At 61.2% G+C, this 14,988-nt stretch carries 15 protein-coding genes and 1 pseudogene; 8 read left to right on the forward strand and 8 right to left on the reverse strand.

The genetic code is table 11. The features are described from left to right. The first annotated feature begins 34 nt into the window (after positions 1-34). Positions 35-850 carry an oxidoreductase gene (locus MAFF_RS12160; RefSeq protein WP_010911208.1) on the forward strand — a complete coding sequence of 272 codons (816 nt, stop codon included), beginning with the start codon at positions 35-37 and terminating at the stop codon, positions 848-850. 390 nt (positions 851-1,240) lie between these two features. Here MAFF_RS12160 and MAFF_RS12165 read toward each other — a convergent pair whose 3' ends face one another. Next, positions 1,241-1,399 (reverse strand): hypothetical protein, encoded by a 159-nt coding sequence (locus tag MAFF_RS12165; protein ID WP_157865985.1) that lies wholly within the window; start codon positions 1,397-1,399, stop codon positions 1,241-1,243. 746 nt (positions 1,400-2,145) lie between these two features. Between MAFF_RS12165 and MAFF_RS12175 the strand changes: the two genes are divergently transcribed. Together MAFF_RS12175 and MAFF_RS40005 are read left to right on the forward strand one after the other, a co-directional pair. Next, positions 2,146-2,337, forward strand: a complete 192-nt coding sequence (locus MAFF_RS12175) for a hypothetical protein (RefSeq protein WP_010911210.1) — start codon at positions 2,146-2,148, stop codon at positions 2,335-2,337. 174 nt (positions 2,338-2,511) lie between these two features. Beyond that, a complete protein-coding gene (locus tag MAFF_RS40005; protein ID WP_010911211.1) occupies positions 2,512-2,676 on the forward strand; it encodes a hypothetical protein in 165 nt (54 codons plus the stop codon). Between the two features lie 144 nt (positions 2,677-2,820). On the opposite strand, the gene MAFF_RS12180 is transcribed toward MAFF_RS40005, so the two are convergent. Further along, entirely contained in the window at positions 2,821-7,632 is a 4,812-nt protein-coding gene (locus MAFF_RS12180) for a winged helix-turn-helix domain-containing protein (RefSeq protein WP_162034355.1), read from the reverse strand. Between the two features lie 181 nt (positions 7,633-7,813). Here MAFF_RS12180 and MAFF_RS12185 point away from each other — a divergent pair, with 181 nt between their 5' ends. From MAFF_RS12185 to MAFF_RS12200, 4 genes are all read left to right on the forward strand, one after another. Further along, the gene (locus MAFF_RS12185) at positions 7,814-8,665 is read left to right on the forward strand and encodes a DUF1194 domain-containing protein (protein WP_080512063.1); all 852 of its coding nucleotides are present in this window, start codon (positions 7,814-7,816) and stop codon (positions 8,663-8,665) included. 280 nt (positions 8,666-8,945) lie between these two features. Beyond that, entirely contained in the window at positions 8,946-9,179 is a 234-nt protein-coding gene (locus MAFF_RS41425) for a GcrA family cell cycle regulator (RefSeq protein WP_080511847.1), read from the forward strand. Positions 9,180-9,594: 415 nt separating this feature from the next. Beyond that, positions 9,595-10,269: a peroxiredoxin-like family protein gene (locus MAFF_RS12195; RefSeq protein WP_032931477.1), complete on the forward strand. Its 675-nt coding sequence runs from the start codon at positions 9,595-9,597 to the stop codon at positions 10,267-10,269. 535 nt (positions 10,270-10,804) lie between these two features. Further along, positions 10,805-11,227, forward strand: coding sequence for a hypothetical protein (locus tag MAFF_RS12200; RefSeq protein ID WP_032933719.1), 423 nt, complete (start codon positions 10,805-10,807; stop codon positions 11,225-11,227). Positions 11,228-11,531: 304 nt separating this feature from the next. Here the strand turns inward: MAFF_RS12200 and MAFF_RS12205 are convergent, their stop codons facing one another. After that, entirely contained in the window at positions 11,532-11,867 is a 336-nt protein-coding gene (locus tag MAFF_RS12205; protein WP_244420779.1) for a hypothetical protein, read from the reverse strand. A gap of 477 nt (positions 11,868-12,344) precedes the next feature. Here MAFF_RS12205 and MAFF_RS40620 point away from each other — a divergent pair. Continuing rightward, a pseudogene (locus tag MAFF_RS40620) lies at positions 12,345-12,485 on the forward strand (DNA-binding response regulator); the annotation flags it as partial. Positions 12,486-12,496: 11 nt separating this feature from the next. On the opposite strand, the gene MAFF_RS40625 reads toward MAFF_RS40620, so the two are convergent. From MAFF_RS40625 to MAFF_RS12225, 5 genes are all read right to left on the reverse strand, one after another. Continuing rightward, positions 12,497-12,652, reverse strand: a complete 156-nt coding sequence (locus MAFF_RS40625) for a hypothetical protein (protein ID WP_010911216.1) — start codon at positions 12,650-12,652, stop codon at positions 12,497-12,499. A 62-nt stretch (positions 12,653-12,714) separates the two neighbouring features. Beyond that, entirely contained in the window at positions 12,715-13,263 is a 549-nt protein-coding gene (locus MAFF_RS12210) for an invasion associated locus B family protein (RefSeq protein WP_010911217.1), read from the reverse strand. Next, complete coding sequence (locus MAFF_RS12215) at positions 13,248-13,709, reverse strand: DUF4189 domain-containing protein (RefSeq protein ID WP_044548288.1); 462 nt, start codon at positions 13,707-13,709, stop codon at positions 13,248-13,250. Before MAFF_RS12215 ends, MAFF_RS12210 begins: the two co-directional genes overlap by 16 nt. 36 nt (positions 13,710-13,745) lie before the next feature. Beyond that, a complete protein-coding gene (locus tag MAFF_RS12220; protein ID WP_010911219.1) occupies positions 13,746-14,414 on the reverse strand; it encodes a hypothetical protein in 669 nt (222 codons plus the stop codon). Between the two features lie 13 nt (positions 14,415-14,427). Further along, a complete protein-coding gene (locus tag MAFF_RS12225; RefSeq protein ID WP_010911220.1) occupies positions 14,428-14,988 on the reverse strand; it encodes an invasion associated locus B family protein in 561 nt (186 codons plus the stop codon).

Below are 14,988 nucleotides of genomic sequence, written 5' to 3' on the forward strand. Positions count from 1 at the left end.
ATCCCGATCCAACACAAAGAAAGAAATGATTTCCATGAACAAGATCAATCCTGGCGTCGCCCTGGTGACAGGGGCATCTTCCGGCATCGGGCGGGCTACCGCCGACGCCTTGCTCAGCGCGGGCTATCGTGTATTCGGAACCGGTCGTCGCACGGCCTCCAAACAATCCGACGGCGTTACCATGCTGACCTGCGACGTGACCGACGACACGTCCGTTGCGAAAATGGTCGATGACGTTTTGGCCAAGGCCGGGCGCATCGACCTGCTCGTCAACAATGCCGGCATGGGTCTGTTTGGAGGTGCGGAGGAGTCCTCGACCGCCCAGGCCCAGGCGCTGTTCGATGTGAACGTCTTCGGCGTTTTCCGCGTGACCAACGCGGTGTTGCCGGCAATGCGGCGTCAAGGAACGGGCAGGATTGTCAATTTGAGCTCCGTGCAGGGGTTAATCCCAGCTCCCTATTTCGCGCTTTACGCGTCGACCAAACATGCCATTGAGGGTTATTCCGAATCGCTCGATCACGAATTGCGCCCGTTCGGCATTCGCGTGTCGTTGGTGGAGCCCGCCTATACCCGTACGTCATTCGAGGACAATCTCGCCGCCCCCGATCAGTTGCTTGATATTTATGATTCCGCGCGCGCTGGCATGACTGTAGCCGTGCGGAAAGCGATGGAAAAAGGCGATGCGCCCGAAGTGGTAGCCAAGACCGTTTTGGCGGCTGCGACCGATCCCGCTCCCAAGAAGCGCTATGCGGCGGGCAAAATGGCGCGCCAGGTCAGTCTCCTGCGCCGTTTCGTCCCCGCGTCCGCATTCGACAAAAGCCTGCGAAAGCAGCTCGGGCTGCCGGCCTGACGATTTCGGCTGCGGACAAAACGAGTTCTTCGATTCCAGATGCTGGCACTAGATAGCCAACGTGTACAACGTGTACATTGAGTAGAGGGAGCTATTCAAAATGGATCCTCATCCAAGACAGCGGAGCAGGAACCGCCGATCTGATGAGTGGGGTGAAAGGCGGTAGCGCTCTCCCGCTACCAAAATTCATCAAATAAAATCAGTAAGTTAGGCGCCGTCCAGCGCGCCTCTCTTGCTGTCTTGATGTCGCGCCGTGTTGCAAATCACTACCGTTGATTTCCAAGGTTTCCTGCGACTATCGGCAAGTCCCTGCGACATCAACGTGACATGAAAACCGAAGGTGAAGGTGGTGAGGCACTTGCCGAGTCTTACGAACTCATCGGGCGCATCCTAGCAAGGCTCGTTCTCGGGGGTCTTCGAAGGCAGGATGATCTCAGATTCGTTGAACGTCCATCGCTCGTGCACGCGAAGCTTGACCGTCATCCCGGCAAGCGTCTGCGCGCGCATGTCGAGAAGGGGCTCGGCAATGTCGCCGGCGGCGTTCAACATCCTGTCTCGTTCGTCCTCGGCCTCCCGCAAGCCGTTTTTTGCGAATGATCTCGTCGCATTCGGCCTGCCATGCCTCCAAGCGCTCGCGGGACTCCCTATCGTTCTCCCTCCAGGCGACGGCGGCGGGATGGGACAACCACGAGTCATCGGGACCGTTGGGATCGACACCTCTTGCCATATCCCAAAACGCGGCCTTGATCTCAGCAGTTCCCGGAATCTTCGCGGGCTTCGGCGGCTTCAGGCGGTTTACCCGTTCCTCGATTTCTCCGACCTTGTCGGCGGCATCATCATAGATCGCGTATGCAGAGTTGAACTCGGTTTCGATCCGGAACAGTTCGGCGTCGACGTGTTGGTTCCAGCCGCCTTCAGGTGTCCCCTGTAAAAATCACGCTGAGTTCACGCCAGCGGGACGAAGCTTGATCGTGAAATCGGCCGGCCGGGCCTGCCTTAGAAGCCAGAACGAGCGAGCAGGTCGGATCGAGTGCCCTCGCCAAATGTGGGGTCGTTGAAGCGCGGCGCGTTGCTGGGGTGGAAAGTCGCTAAGAAGGCAAAACGGTCATGGTTGTCATAGAGATGCAGTTAGCAAAGGTCTGGTGTTGCGGCTTTGGTTCCGCGATGTTGGAACATTAGACCTCGCTGAAGGTTGCCAGAGCGGGCGGCGTTCCAACACTTCAGCAAGTCCCGCGATCCTTGGCCGTCTGCCGCTGCCGTAAAATGGGCGGCGGTTCGTCAATCGGAGAGATGCGATGCCCCTGTCCAATGAACTGCGCGACGTGGCGATAGAGTTTCAATGTCCGGCCTGTTCACACTCGACGGTGAAAATGGGTTCGTGGGTAACAACGATCGGCAGTTTCAAATGCGACGGCTGCAAGGCGAAGGTGCGCATTGGCTACGAATACAAGCTGGCAGTGTTCAAAAGCCACCTGAGTAAACGGTGATTTCACCCCGATATCGGGTTTCATGCGTGATGGAGATTGAACATCCCGGTAAGGCAGGGAATTGACTCGCGAACCGATTGTCGGAAGCGTACAGTTCCTTTGTCGCCCGCCTCCAACGGCAAACGGGCGCTTGAAAGGGTCCATCACGCTTTCGCCCAATCGGGAGTATGCGAGATGACCATTCGCAGAACGGCTGACAAGATACAGCTGGCAACACTTACCAGGATTTTGGACGACTATTGCGAGCAAGCCGGCATTGAAGGCTCACACCCGGCGCGTGAGCATTTGGCGTCCGCATTCGACAAAAGCCTTCGAAAGCAGCTCAGGCTGCCGGTCTGACGATTTCGGCTGCGGGCAATTCAAAATGAATCCTCATCCAAGACAACGGAGCAGGAACCGCCGATGCGATGAAGGGGAAGGCGTTAGCGCTCTCCCGCTACCTCGGCCGGCCGGCTCAAGCGGCAATCTGACCCGTTGCCGACATCAGCTCGGACAAATACCAGTCGCAGGGTCTGCAGGAAGGAAGAAGCTTCGCCGCTCACAAGGAGTGAGTTCGCGTGGCACGGTGCGCCGGGCGAAGTCTATGAGGTCGTTGGGTGTCTGGAAGACACGAACGATACGGACTCTTTCTTCGCCGGAAATAATTGCGACCCGGGTGCCGTCGGAACTGAAAGCGGCGCGTGTAAGGCTCGGTCGAACGGTCGCTTCGTCCTGGCTGGCAAGGACGGCAATCTGGCGCCCCGATTGCGTCGCCCATAGCCTGACCGTGCGATCTTCGGACGACGCGGTCACGAGATACAAACCATTGGGACTGAACTGGGCGCTGTCCACCGCGCTGCTGTGGCCCCTAAGAACGGCCCTTTCCAGTCCGCCCGAGACGCTCCAGATCCGGACGGTTCTATCGCGTGAGGCAGTCAGCAGCGACTGGCCGTCCGGGCTGAAGGCGACCACCGTCACCTCGCCGGTATGTCCCTCTAGCGTTAGGACGCTTGCTCCGTCCGCGGTCGACCAAATTCGGGCCGTGTGGTCGCGTGAGCCCGTGGCGACCAGTTGACCGTTCGGGTTGAAAGCCGCTGCCGTGATGCGATCCCGGTGCCCCACAAGAGCCTTGAGCTCCGCCCCGTCCGCCTTCAGGAGGTGGCCCGAATTATCTTCCCGGGCCGCGAGAATCAGACGTCCGTCGGGGCTTAAAATGGCCTGCGGCAGCTTGCTGCTTGTATCGATGACGGCCAGCTCGGCGCCGGTCGCCGCGTCCCACAGCTGCGCAGTACCGTCGATCGATGCGGAAACAAGCGATTTGCCATCGCGACCAAACTGGATCTGGATCAGTCCGCCATGTGATTGGAACTGAGCGGTCTCAACTCCCCTGGCAATCTCCCAAATTCGGACCTGGCCGCCAAGAGATGCCGTCGCGACGTGCTTTCCATCGGGACTGAATGTCGCAGTTTGAACGATCTCATGTGTATCGAGTCGGATTATCTCGCGCCCGCTCAGGGCATCCCACAGATGCGCCGCGCTGTCGCCGCCACCGGTCAGCAGGTGGACATTGTCGGGACTGAAGACCGCGAAAGTCGGCCGATACTCATGAGAGAGCGTCGTCGTCAGCGCGCCGTCGACATCCCACAGCCGAGCTGTGCCATCATGTGAAGCAGTGAGAAGAATGTTGCTGTCAACCGGGCTGAATTCCAGGTGCTCGACCAAAGATTCATGACCGGCGATCGTCGTGACCAACGAGGCGCGTTCGACGTCCCAGATGCGGATCGGCCCATTTACCGAAGCGGTGGCCAGGAAGCGGTCGTCCGGGCTGAAAGCACCGTTCATCTCCTCATCGCGCTCATCTGCACCGATATCAGCCAGCTTCAAACCCGAAACCTCCTGGCCGAGCAGGTCATGCAGCGTTCCTGACGCTCCATCCCAAATCCGGGCAGCGCCATCGAGTGATACCGTGGCGATTCGCTGACCCCCGTGACTGAAAATCACGCCGTTCAATTGCGTGTCGCTCTTCTGGTCGACCAACTTTGCGATCTCCGTTCCTTTCGACACATCTAAAAGGCTGGAAGTGCCGCCGTATGAAAGCGGGCCACACGCGCCAGCCAGCAGCCGGCTTCCGTCCGGGCTGAACGCCAGGCTGTAAGGCCGGGAGTTCACCCGGATCGATCGCGTCAGCGCGCCATCGGCGGAATTCCAGATCGAAACAGAGTGCTTGCGTGCCGTTGCGAAGCTGCGACCGTCCGAACTGAAGCCAGCCCGCGCATATCCGCCGCTGCTTACACTTACGATTTTTTTTCCGGTCCGAGCGTCCCAGAGCGCCGCATCGCTGTTCTCCCCCGCCGTCAGCACCTGGTTGCCATTTGGGCTGAAGATTGCTGTCGGATAATCACCTACCGGCTGCAGGATGAAGAGCTGTTGTCCCGAGATGGCGTTCCAGACGCGTGCAGTGCCGTCCCTCGCGGCCGTCAGGATTCGGTTCCCGTCCCGGCTGAATTCGGCCCTCTCCACGGTCCCTTCATGACCTTTTAGAACTGCAGTTTCGGCGCCGCTGGAGATGTCCCAGACGCCTGCAGTTTTATCGTAGGATGCGGTCACGATGTGATCGCCGCTCGAATTGAAGGCCGCATCCGCAACGCCGGCGGCATGCCGGAAGATTTTGATCTGGTGGTGCGACAGCAGAGCCTTGTAGAGCGCCGCCTCCGCATCAAAGAGATATGGCCGCTCGGACTGGTCCTTCGAGGACAGCGCTTCCAGCGCCAAGAGGATCGCAGCCTCGGTGTTGCCGGTCGCCGCGGACTGCTGCGAAAGAAACGAGAGCGAAAGCGAGTGGTTACGCAGCGCCTGGTCGCGCTGCCACCTTGCTTCCTGCTGCGCCCTGAAGGCGACCAATGCACCTGCGCCCGCCATGAGAGCGAGCACTATCGCCACAATCGCGGCATTGCGCGTACGTCGGGCAAGCAGGTTTGCCGCGGCGGCCGCTAGGCTCCGGCGCTCGGCCTCGCGCTCCAGCCGCTCGCGTTTTGCCTCTTCCGCGGCCTCGATCAGCGCCAGCTGCGCCTGCCGGTCCTTCTCCGCTTTCTGCCGATGGGCACGCAAGGACGCCTCGATGTATTCAACGACGTCATCGTCGACCTCCTCCCGCCTTGACAGCAGCAGCTCTTCACCCTCCGCAAGACGTTTGCCGGACGGGAGGAGAAGCTCTCGATTCCTGCTCTCCATGTACCATCGGTGGGCGTCGGCCCTGAGGCGTTCGCGCGTCTCAAGGAAGTTCCGGTTTGCATTCACAATGTCACCGGCGCGCGGCCAACGGCTCAACAGTGCTTCATGTGCAACGCGGACGAAGACATGCCCTCCGGCATCCTCATCGCTGACGAGGAGCCGTGCGTCGATCAGGGCCCTGACGAGGGCCGATCGCGCTGGAGTGCCTGCTACTTCGGTGAGCAGGGCCGGACGCGCCGTGACCGTTTCATCGCCGGGACTCGCTGTGGTGAGTGCACGCAGCACCGCCGGTAAAGCCTCCTGGATCTCGGGCGCGAGCAAGTCCACGACTTCATCGGCGCGGCGCGCGATTGCGCCTTCGAGCCCGCCGAGCGCGCGATAATGCGCAAAGGTGAGAACTCGGCGCTCGCGGCCGGCCTGGTACAAGGCGTCGAGCACAAACTCGAGAAGCGGCAGTGATCCGGGATCGGCAGCTGCTGCCTCCTGCAGCACATCATCGAGCCGCCCCAACTCCGCACTCTCGTCAAAGCGGAGCCCGGCAACGCCCGCCGGTTCGCGGATGATCTGCGCGATCTCTGGGCCAGTCGGAGGCAGGAGTTCGTAGCTGGAGAGGCCGTCCTTGAGCGCCGAGAAACCTGGGATCTCACCACAGCGGTGAAAAAAGTCCGAGCGGATCGCCCCGACCACCCAGACCAGCCCGCTCGCGGCCAGCGCCGCCATGAGCCGCACAAGGGCCTCGCGCGTCGCCGGCTGCTTCTCCGTGGTGAATAGCTCCTCCAGCTGATCGATGGCGACAAGCAATCTGATCTGCGAGTGGGCCGACCCGGCGGCCTTGCCAAGTGCCTGTCGGACCATCGCCAGCGCCCGATCCGGCGCGCTCCTGCAGAGCAGGGCAAACTGCGCGGCTGTTACTTCGCAGGATAGCTCCGGCACAGCAGCTTCGCTAAGCAATGCTGCAGCCAGCACAGCGAATGCATCCGGCCCTTCGGAGAGGCGGATCAGGCAGCGACGCCACAAGGATATGCCCGCCACGGCCCCAGGCCGGGTCAATGACGGCAGCAAGCCAGCGCGCAGGAGGGAAGACTTGCCGCAACCGCTCATTCCGTAGATGAGCAGGAATGCTGTACCGCTGGCTGCCTGCTGCTCCAGTCTTGCAGTGCAGGCAGCAATCGCCCGCGCTCGACCGAAGAAGAGGTCGGCATCTTCGAATTCGAAGGCATCGAGACCGCGAAATGGCGACCTGACCGGTTGCTCCGAAGCAAGGGGTACGCGGTAGATGCGCAAGGCGCGTGCGACATTCTTCAGATTGTGCTCGCCGAGATCGAGGAATTCCAGCGAGAGCCGGTCTTGAGCCTGGGCATGCACCGCCTCCGTGACGCAAATCCCGCCCGGTCGTGACAAGGTTTGCAGATGAGCGACGACCTCGACGGCCTCGCCCGCGATGTGGTCGCCCTCGGCGACGACATAACCCAGGTGAACGCCGATGCGGAAGCGCAGGCGCTTTGTCTCGGGAACGTCGAAGTTCCGCCGATCGACCTCATGCTGGATCTCGCTCGCACACCGCATCGCCTCGACAGGGCCAGTGAACTCGGCGACCACGCTCACTTCGGAGTTCCAGAACCCGCGACCCGCATGTTGAACCAGCAGCCGATCGATAATCTGCCTGTACGCCGGGAAGGTTGCAGCAGAGATCCACTCATCCTTGCCTGTCGGCCGGCCCTCAGCGGCCATTTCGGCGGCCAGGATGGTGGCCATTTTCGGTCCGGCATTTGAGGGAAGGACCAACCTGTAACCGCGCCTTGGCACTGTCTGCACGACGGTCTGCCGATCGTCGTTGAGCGCCGAACGGATCTCGTGAATGCATTGCACCAGGCTGTCATCGGTCACGGCTATTCCGTTCCAGACTGCATTCATCAGGTCGTCTTTGGTGATGACGCGATCTGCGTTTTCCAAAAGGTGACGAAGCACCGCGAAGGCCTGGTGGCGTAGTGCGATTGTCCTGTTGGACTTGTCGCGCAACGTCTCGCTGCTCAGATCGGCGGTAACGCCGTTGAGTACGAACGTCGTGGGGCGCGAGCTATTCAAGCCGGTTCCCTCAAGCACGAAGCCGCAGTCCAATGCTTCGATCTTAGCACGGTTTCGCACCGCGAAGAGTCGTCACCAACCAGACCGGCGGGGAGCGCAGATTTCGGCGAATGATCGGAAGTCGTTCGTGACCCGGGAGACGCCTCGGACCGACAGTTGCTTTGTCAGCGAGAGGCTTGCCATGGACGACTTGGTGCAAATTGCTCGATGCGCGGGTGGAAAATCGGTGCTGCGGCTCACGGGGGTCTGCCTGCTCACTCTGTTGTTCGCGATCGCGTCACCGGCTCACTCGACCCACCGTCCCGTGGACGATCTGGCCGATGTCGATCTGCAGTTGATCCTTGCCGTGGACGTCTCGCCCTCGATGAGCAAAGTTGAGCAAAAAGTGCAACGCGACGGCTACGTCGGGGCCTTCCGCCACGCGGACATCGCGAGGGCACTCAAGTCGGGAGAGCGGGGCAGAATCGCAGTGCTCTATCTGGAGTGGGCAGGGCCACGTCAGCAAACAGTCGTTATGCCGTGGACAATTGTCGAAAGCCTCGACGACGCTCTGATTTTGGCAGACAGGCTCGCGGCGCTGCCGTTGACTGAAGGGCGTGGAACGTCGATTTCCGGCGCGTTGTCGGCCGCGCATGCTCTGTTCGCGAAGAGTGGCTTGCGCAGTCCGCGCAGGGTTATTGACGTATCCGGCGACGGACCCAACAATGCCGGTCTACCGCTTCAACTGGTGCACGACGCACTCACAACCGGCGGCGTGACCATCAACGGACTGGCGATCTCACTGCGCGCAGCCGACACGCTCGACAGCTTTGGGCCGCACTTTATCGAACTGTATTACGAGAGTTGCGTCATTGGCGGTTCTAACGCCTTCGTTGTCACCGTCGAGAACACAGCCGACTTTGCGAACGCCATTCGCAAGAAGCTCGTGAATGAAATTGCCGGTTTGTCCGCTAAGGTGCAGCCTGCAACTTATCGGAGCCACTCACGACCGGTCGTCGATTGCGATACGATCGGAGAGACGCCTGGACGATAGAGAGCTGCCAAAAGAATTAGAGTGATTTCACGGCTGCCCCAGGCCGGGCTGCCCGAGGCAACCTACGATGGGTGCATTGCTTGCGAGTTCCTATCCGCCTAGGTGTGGCGCTAAGTCGCAAATTATTGGCTTCAGAAGCAGGGCCTCGGGCTTCATTGACGCTGCGACCAACACCATATGCTGGTTTATAGCCCTCCAAAACGAGAGAAGCTTGCCCGGCGGGGTCGCACCGCGGCCGTCGGCCCGGCAAAGGCTATGAACTAGGAACCTGAAAATCATCATGCCTGAAAATATCAGATCAACTTCGAGAGATGTCCCCCTCATTCAGTTGGGTGTCTATCAGTGCCGCTTCCCGGTGAGCGAAGACCCGTCAGTACCCGGCGGTTACCGTTTTTGTGCTGGGCCAACTTCGCCGGATCGCGTCTACTGCGATCACCACCACAACATTGTGACCGCCGTGGACCCGCGTCGGGCCCGTTCGGGTCTCCATTTCCCTCAACGACGCGCCGCTTAGGCTACGTTTTGGTGGGAGGAGCCCTCCGCGCCCGGGCGGCCGGCTTTGCTCCGCCGTCTATCATGTCGACCCACAAACCTCTTTGCAATTCGCCGACCCAATTTCAGCTCAACGAAGCGCGACCTGTCAGACTTGAGGACAGCCTCGGCGAAGTCCGGCACTTCCAGACCTTGGCGCACCTTAGTATCAAGAGCCTGCTCAGCTCGTGGGGCGCCATCTAGCAAAAGCGTTGCCCTCCGTAAGAACTAGCGTCCGTCCTCTCCGTGCTGTAAAAATGGACTACCGACGCCGACCTCGACGCCGTCCTAAGGCCGACCGCCATTTCAGCATGCCCAAGGACGTATGTGCCGCACATGGACTCAAGCCACCCGCCCGCACATCCGTTGTTTGGATTGACCCGCGAGGAGGGATCAGCATGTCAGAACGTCTCAACATAGGCCCGCTGCGACCTGGCGAAACGGCGCCCAATGTCGTGCTCGACGCGATTACCCGCGAGGGCAAGATCGCCATCGACGATTTCCGAGGCGAGAAACCAGTGCTGGTTGGGCTGTATCGAGGTCTCCATTGTCCTTTTTGCAGGCGCCATATCGCCATGCTTTCGCAACTCACCCCAGCGCTCAACGAGAAGGGCATCGAAAGCCTGACAGTGGTCAACACGCCCATCGAGCGGGCGCGCCTCTATCTGCGGTACCATCCGATGCTCGGCCTACTCGCGGCATCCGATCCGGAGCGGGCTTCACACCGCGCCTTTGGATTGCCGAATATGCAGATCACCGAAGACGAGAGCGCATGGCCGCAAAAGGTTTCGATGAGCGATGTGAAGTCGATGCGGGTCGACTTGCCGGGCGAGATGCCGGAACCGATGGACCCGTTTGCGGCGCTCGAATACCTGAACAAAAAGGACAGCTACGATATCACCGAAGCGGATCAACAGATGATGGCCACCGGCATTGGGCAACTCGTCGGCCAATTCTTGCTGGACCGCGATGGCGTCGTTCGCTGGACCTCCAACGAGGTACTCGATGGCGGCCTATTCGGTGCCCCGAACACTCAGGAGCTGATGTCGGCAGCGTCGCAAATCGGAAGGTAAGGCGCGGCTTCGCTAGGCGGGGCTAGGCGCAGGATTACGCGAAGTTGGCGGCCGTCGCCTGTTGGGCCCCACAATCGGCACCGCTCCCGCCTGCCGATGAACCCGGAGGGGCGAGGGGGGTCGTCCGGCTTCCCCCTGCTACCCGCGCGAGCCGAGCCGGCGTCCGCGCTTGGGCTAGCGGCCTCTTGTTGCAGCTCTGCGGCGATGTGCGGGCTCACCGCCCCAGTAGACCGTGACGGCAGCCCCCCGCTTGAAGCAGCCGTCGGTCCTGCCCACCCCGTTCCTCCAAGGGCGAAGTTCCCTGCCCGACCCATACCCTCCCAGACCCAGCTATCTGAGCTAACGCCAAAGTCCCTGTCCTAGGCAGGCGACCTTCGCGTCCGATCGTCTTTGCGCGCGTTCCGCGTTCCGAGACCAATTCGCAGATCGCAATCACTTGCCCACGCCCACTGTCGCTTTGCGTGCAAGTAAATTCGTCTGTGCTAATATGTTTTGGCCATGCACTTCGTGCGTGACCAACATGTGGGAGGACGCGATGAAAACCATAAATCGCAGGTCTGCAATTGCACTCGGTGTGACGGCCGCGGCAGTAACACCTCTGTTCAGTCTGGCGGCATCTGCCAAGGCCAAGAAATACGGCCCGAAGGATGGCAAGGAGATTGCGCCTGGTGTCAGAGTGGTTGAGGTCGGCACCGGTAACGCCGACATTCCCGCTTACAAGAGCATCGCTATTGTCGACGTGGTCTTTCAGCCCGGTGCACATGCTCCTCAAACCGTGATGGACAACGACATGGTTTGTACGATTACGGCCGGTGCGTTTACGATCAAGAAAGCGGACAAGGAGTTCAAACTCAAGGAAGGCGACATGTACACGTGCGCCAAGGGCAAGACCGACGAGGCGACGAATACGAGCAAGGTGGTCGGCATCCATCGTATTGCCGTCCTGATACCTGCCTAATAGATCGGATTTCGGCCGGACGATTTGTCGGTTGCAAGCCGTCCGGCCGTCGACGGGGCAGGCGCAGGTGAGCGTCATCGCCTCGGTCGGGTTGAAGGGAACTCCATGATCAGATCGGCGCCTCTACCCGTTCAAGCCAAATGCCTGTCGCGCCATCTCAGGCCGAGGCGCCCCTCCGGCGAAGCGGGTTCGTGCGTGGGGTGCAAAGCAGGCGTCCAGCAGCAGGACCGCGAACCTGGTTTTGGACCCGAAGCAGTCGCTCGCCAAGCCGCCCATCCGCAGCAACATGCAGACGCTTCCTTGATCATTGCTTGGTGAACGCACCCGTGTAGGTCTGGCCGGCGAGCGTATAGGTTCCGGCCAGGGTGCCATCAGGCAACATTGTCAAACTGATGTCCGCGCCGTTCGGCAGGCGCCCGAGCTTCAATGTGCTCCCAACAATTCTTCCTTCACCGGCGGCCTCTCCCGGATTGTTGTCGCCCAGATTTCCCCACGCAAAGGTGACCGTGACCTTGCCGTTTGGCGAAATCGTCTGCACGGCTACTCTGGCTTCATATGTGCCCTCCAATCGCCCAGCCCACATGCCCGAAAAAGCGGCGTACTTTGTTGGAACGCCCTTCGCTGGGGGCGTGATGGTCACGGATGGATCCATGATTGTCGAACCAGCAGGAGCAGTCCCGGAAGCCAACGCTGGGGGAGCGACAACCGGAGCTGACGGAGGTTCGACAGCGGCTGGTTGCGGCTCCACAGGCGCCGATTGGCACGCAACCAGGGCAAGTGCCGCGAAGCCCAGCATCGTGTTCCGCATCAAATCCTCCCCATCACCAGCGATCGGCCGGCAGCAGGCCGCCGAATTGCACTTTATTCTGCTTCGTGCAGCTATTCGATATGGCTTCTCGGTTTCCAGATGCGTGTGGATGTGGATGTCGCGCAACTCTCGTGAGCCCATGGAGATCGAGGCACGAAACGCCGAAGTTTTGCAAGTCGCGGAGATTTGGCGTGCACAGCGTGTGGACCAGTTCTTTCGGCCCGCCTGCCGGTCGCCGGGAATTAGCAGGGCTGGTTTTCCGCCGCATAAGCACCGCATCGGGCGCGGAATGCGGGAGCTTTGCCAATGATCGACAAGGGTCTAATCCTTGTAGTGGAAGACGAACCGGGAATAGCGAATATCCTGGACGCATATCTGATCCGAGACGGGTTCAGGACGGTCCGGGCCGCCGCTGGCGTGCCCGTAAGCCACCGTTCACACGGGCGCCCGCGCGAATGCCACTACTCGCCCAATACGACCCCGGATGCCACGATTTGTGCCGTGCGCTCGGTCAGCTTTCCGCGCTTCACAAGCGTGGGTTTGACGTAGGTCTTCTTCATCATCACGATCCGCTGGCGGTAGCACCCGACGACGGCCTCGGCACGCCAACGTTCCATGGAACCCAGCCGAAGCGGGTGGCATCGATGGCGGCCGGCATCGCAGGCCGCCGCCCTTGTCCTTACCGTGCGCTCAACGCGACCATGCGGTCGAGCGCCGCGGTCAGGCCGTGCAGCGACACCGGGAATGTCAGTGGCGTCTCTGCATCTGTCGTGACATTGAGCTTCAGCACCGTGCCCACCCTCAGCTTTCCGAGCACCGATCGGTCAATGGAAAACACCGCGATGCAGCCTGTCGGCAGGCAGGTCCTGAAGCGCTGCGGAGACAATGGCGGCTGATCATCGATCTGGGGCGTCACGCCCGGATCGAGCAGGATGCCGAAGGGCAGAAGCAGGGTAGCCATCGTCGACCCGTCCGCGCGCCTCTGGATCTCCATGGCAAGCAGCCTTTGGCCATTCTGCTGGACCTGGTCCTGTGAAAGCGAACAGACCCTGGCATTCTCCTGGACAGAGCAGGACACGCTCCAGTCCTGATAGACTTCGCGCAGCGATGACGGTCCGTCTGGAGCAGCAGCCGCCTGTTGTTGAGCCGACGCTGGCGACATCAACGAGAATGCGATTGCCCCATATGCGCAGGCGGCCTTGAGGCCACGCCTCATGTGCAGACCCATTCACGGATCTTGCATTTGGCCCCTGACGCCTCGCAGGCCTGCAAGGCGAGGTCTTCGGCCTCACGGCGGGTCTCGGCCGAGTTCACGCCCCAGGGCGTGAAACGGTTCTCGACCTTGTCGGCCATGGCGAGCGCGCCGCAATGCTTGTAGGGAAAGCCGGTCTCGTCGTCATCAGTCCAATGGCGATGGTTGCGGAAGACGGAGACGACGTTGCAGGCCTTGCCGCCGGCGTTCTCGCAATATTTCTGCGCGATGTCCTTCGCCTCCTGCCGCTTGTCGGCGCCCCAGAAGAAGCCGTATTTGCTGTCGGACTGCGAATAGGCGATGGCCGCCCAGATGCCTTTTTCCTCCTGCTGCGGCTCCGAAGGCGCCACCAGGTCGGCCGAGACGACGTGTCCGCTCCACAACAAGGTCAAGCCCAAAACTGCCAAAGCCCGCAATCTCATGGTCGGCACCCCTTTCCTTGATCCTGGTCGCTTCGCCTACTTCGCCGCTGAAGCGACGGAGATCACCACGCAGCTTTTGCCTGTCGGCAAGAGAAGGGCCTCACCGGCATTGCCGCCGAGCTCGTACACCTCCACCTGCCCGAGATGGTCGGTGATCTTGCTGCCTTGCGGAAGAATGGACGGCAGGTCGGCGCAGGGGCTGGCGAACGGCGCCACCCGCACCATCGTCCCCTCGCAACCCGAAGCGGTGGGCGATGCGAAAACGACGCCGGCGGCAGGCCCGCTATAGCGTTCCGTCGCATAGTCCATGCCGACGAAGGCCTGGACCGCATGCTTGTCGGCGGCCTGGTCGTTCCACAGGGATTTGACGCTGTATTTCGCGCCTGTCGTCAAGACCTGCCCGAGCACCGGGTAGATGGTCGAACAGGCCTGCACGCCGGCCTGCTTGACGTGCTCGAGGAAAGGCGAGTCCGGAAGCGCCGGGTTGGCTGTCTCAGCCTGTGCGGCCGTCGCGCTGCCGACCAGATTTGCGATCGCGGCATAGTTCCCGGCGGCGAAGCCAAGGCCCGCCACGACGAGCCCCAACAGTGAAAATCCGACGACGCGCGGCCATCGCCGGCGGGCCGGTTCGACGAGCCGCTGCCGGTCCGCCTCGACGGCCGGGCTGCTGCGTTTTACGGACGTGAACTGGTCCTGCTGGCTCATTGTGTTGCCCCGGTCATTTGAGTGGCGAAAGGGCTGCCGACAGCCCCTTCAGTGTTGCTGCGGTCACGGTGATCGTCTTGCCGTCGACGGTGGAATAGGAAATCGCCGGCGTCGCATTCTGCGAGATCTGCTGGCGCATGACGGGACCGACCGGCAGCATGCCGACGCAGACCACGTCATTGCAGCCGTTCAAGTGGACGTCGATCGCCTGGTCCCGCCCATCGAACTTCAGCGACACCAGGCCGTCGCTCCTGGCGTTCGGCGCGGTGCGAACGATCATGTAGGGCTTGCCGTCCTGCGTGGCGGCAAGCGACCAGCTGAAGGCCATCTTGCCCGAGGTGTCCTCGATTACCTGCGAGACATTGCAGACCTTCTTGCGGGCCTTGAGGTTCTCGTCGCAGATCAGCGTCCAGTTTTCGAAGGGACGGATCGTGCGCTGATAGGTTCCCAGTTTCACGTCGGGCGGCAGCACCACATCCGAAGGCTTGATCCTGTACGGCGACGCAACCTGCCCCGCGGCCGGCGCGAGGCCGCCGCAGAGCGCCAGGCAAGTCAATACTGCAAGTCCTTTCAT

The sequence above is a fragment of the Mesorhizobium japonicum MAFF 303099 genome (assembly GCF_000009625.1).
In the GTDB taxonomy this organism is placed as follows: domain Bacteria; phylum Pseudomonadota; class Alphaproteobacteria; order Rhizobiales; family Rhizobiaceae; genus Mesorhizobium; species Mesorhizobium japonicum.

Excerpts from the sequence above, each read along its gene's own strand:
- MAFF_RS41425 (WP_080511847.1), top strand. The coding sequence starts at position 8,946 with ATGCCTGAAAATATCAGATCAACTTCGAGAGATGTCCCCCTCATTCAG.
- MAFF_RS12210 (WP_010911217.1), bottom strand. The coding sequence starts at position 13,263 with ATGGGTCTGCACATGAGGCGTGGCCTCAAGGCCGCCTGCGCATATGGG.
- MAFF_RS12160 (WP_010911208.1), top strand. The coding sequence starts at position 35 with ATGAACAAGATCAATCCTGGCGTCGCCCTGGTGACAGGGGCATCTTCC.
- MAFF_RS12185 (WP_080512063.1), top strand. The coding sequence starts at position 7,814 with ATGGACGACTTGGTGCAAATTGCTCGATGCGCGGGTGGAAAATCGGTG.
- MAFF_RS12225 (WP_010911220.1), bottom strand. The coding sequence starts at position 14,988 with ATGAAAGGACTTGCAGTATTGACTTGCCTGGCGCTCTGCGGCGGCCTC.
- MAFF_RS12195 (WP_032931477.1), top strand. The coding sequence starts at position 9,595 with ATGTCAGAACGTCTCAACATAGGCCCGCTGCGACCTGGCGAAACGGCG.
- MAFF_RS12220 (WP_010911219.1), bottom strand. The coding sequence starts at position 14,414 with ATGAGCCAGCAGGACCAGTTCACGTCCGTAAAACGCAGCAGCCCGGCC.
- MAFF_RS12175 (WP_010911210.1), top strand. The coding sequence starts at position 2,146 with ATGCCCCTGTCCAATGAACTGCGCGACGTGGCGATAGAGTTTCAATGT.
- MAFF_RS12200 (WP_032933719.1), top strand. The coding sequence starts at position 10,805 with ATGAAAACCATAAATCGCAGGTCTGCAATTGCACTCGGTGTGACGGCC.
- MAFF_RS12215 (WP_044548288.1), bottom strand. The coding sequence starts at position 13,709 with ATGAGATTGCGGGCTTTGGCAGTTTTGGGCTTGACCTTGTTGTGGAGC.
- MAFF_RS40625 (WP_010911216.1), bottom strand. The coding sequence starts at position 12,652 with ATGGAACGTTGGCGTGCCGAGGCCGTCGTCGGGTGCTACCGCCAGCGG.
- MAFF_RS40005 (WP_010911211.1), top strand. The coding sequence starts at position 2,512 with ATGACCATTCGCAGAACGGCTGACAAGATACAGCTGGCAACACTTACC.
- MAFF_RS12165 (WP_157865985.1), bottom strand. The coding sequence starts at position 1,399 with ATGTTGAACGCCGCCGGCGACATTGCCGAGCCCCTTCTCGACATGCGC.